This window comes from Streptomyces sp. NPDC001606, assembly GCF_053596835.1.
On sequence record NZ_JBSFHC010000050.1, the window covers coordinates 1 to 1,762 of the forward strand.

General features: G+C 51.6%; 2 tRNA genes and 2 rRNA genes. All 4 read left to right on the top strand.

The features are described from left to right. A 23S ribosomal RNA gene (locus tag ACWCV9_RS37635) occupies nt 1-1,335 on the top strand; the annotation flags it as partial. Between the two features lie 100 nt (nt 1,336-1,435). Continuing rightward, nucleotides 1,436-1,551: ribosomal RNA gene (gene rrf, locus ACWCV9_RS37640) — 5S ribosomal RNA — on the top strand. Between the two features lie 16 nt (nt 1,552-1,567). Beyond that, nucleotides 1,568-1,644: transfer RNA gene (locus ACWCV9_RS37645), tRNA-Asn, on the top strand. Between the two features lie 5 nt (nt 1,645-1,649). Then, nucleotides 1,650-1,741, top strand: a tRNA-Ser gene (locus ACWCV9_RS37650). The last annotated feature ends 21 nt before the right edge of the window (nt 1,742-1,762 follow it).

Sequence of the window (1,762 nt, forward strand, 5' to 3'; positions counted from 1 at the left end):
AGTTCCTGATGTCACACTGCCAAGAAAAGCCTCTATCGAGGTGAGAGGTGCCCGTACCGCAAACCGACACAGGTAGTCGAGGAGAGAATCCTAAGGTGTGCGAGAGAACTCTCGTTAAGGAACTCGGCAAAATGACCCCGTAACTTCGGGAGAAGGGGTGCTCTTGAGCGTGCAAGCGCATGAGAGCCGCAGTGAATAGGCCCAGGCGACTGTTTAGCAAAAACACAGGTCTCTGCAAAACCGTAAGGTGACGTATAGGGGCTGACGCCTGCCCGGTGCTGGAAGGTTAAGAGGAGTGGTTAGCGCAAGCGAAGCTGCGAATTGAAGCCCCAGTAAACGGCGGCCGTAACTATAACGGTCCTAAGGTAGCGAAATTCCTTGTCGGGTAAGTTCCGACCCGCACGAAAGGCGTAACGATCTGGGCACTGTCTCAACGAGAGACTCGGTGAAATTATAGTACCTGTGAAGATGCAGGTTACCCGCGACAGGACGGAAAGACCCCGTGGAGCTTTACTGTAGCCTGATATTGAATTTTGGTACAACTTGTACAGGATAGGTAGGAGCCAGAGATCTCGGAGCGCCAGCTTCGAAGGAGGCGTCGGTGGGATACTACCCTGGTTGTATTGAAATTCTAACCCATGCCCCTTAGCGGGGCAGGAGACAGTGTCAGGCGGACAGTTTGACTGGGGCGGTCGCCTCCTAAAAGGTAACGGAGGCGCCCAAAGGTTCCCTCAGAATGGTTGGAAATCATTCGTAGAGTGTAAAGGCACAAGGGAGCTTGACTGCGAGACCTACAAGTCGAGCAGGGTCGAAAGACGGGCTTAGTGATCCGGTGGTTCCGCATGGAAGGGCCATCGCTCAACGGATAAAAGCTACCCCGGGGATAACAGGCTTATCTCCCCCAAGAGTCCACATCGACGGGGAGGTTTGGCACCTCGATGTCGGCTCATCGCATCCTGGGGCTGTAGTCGGTCCCAAGGGTTGGGCTGTTCGCCCATTAAAGCGGTACGCGAGCTGGGTTCAGAACGTCGTGAGACAGTTCGGTCCCTATCCGTCGTGGGCGTAGGAAATTTGAGAGGAGCTGTCCTTAGTACGAGAGGACCGGGATGGACACACCGCTGGTGTACCAGTTGTCTTGCCAAAGGCATCGCTGGGTAGCTATGTGTGGACGGGATAAGTGCTGAAAGCATCTAAGCATGAAGCCCCCCTCAAGATGAGATTTCCCATTACGCAAGTAAGTAAGATCCCTCAAAGACGATGAGGTAGATAGGTTCGAGGTGGAAGTGTGGTGACACATGGAGCTGACGAATACTAATCGATCGAGGACTTAACCAAAAAAGTTTGAAACATTCAATGCACCGTTTATCCAGTTTTGAAAGAATAATTTTTCAACAAAGGGTTTCAAGATACGATGTATATTGAAAGCCGAAAATAGTCTAGTGATGATGGCAAAGAGGTCACACCCGTTCCCATACCGAACACGGAAGTTAAGCTCTTTAGCGCCGATGGTAGTTGGGGGCTTCCCCCTGTGAGAGTAGGACGTCGCTAGGCTATATGTTAAAATTATTCCGAAGTAGCTCAGTTGGTAGTAGCACCTGACTGTTAATCAGGTTGTCGCAGGTTCGAGTCCTGCCTTCGGAGCCATTCTTGGAGAGTTGTCCGAGTGGCCGAAGGAGCACGATTGGAAATCGTGTAGGCGGTTAACACTGTCTCAAGGGTTCAAATCCCTTACTCTCCGCCAGCACATTAAGGATTTTTCATT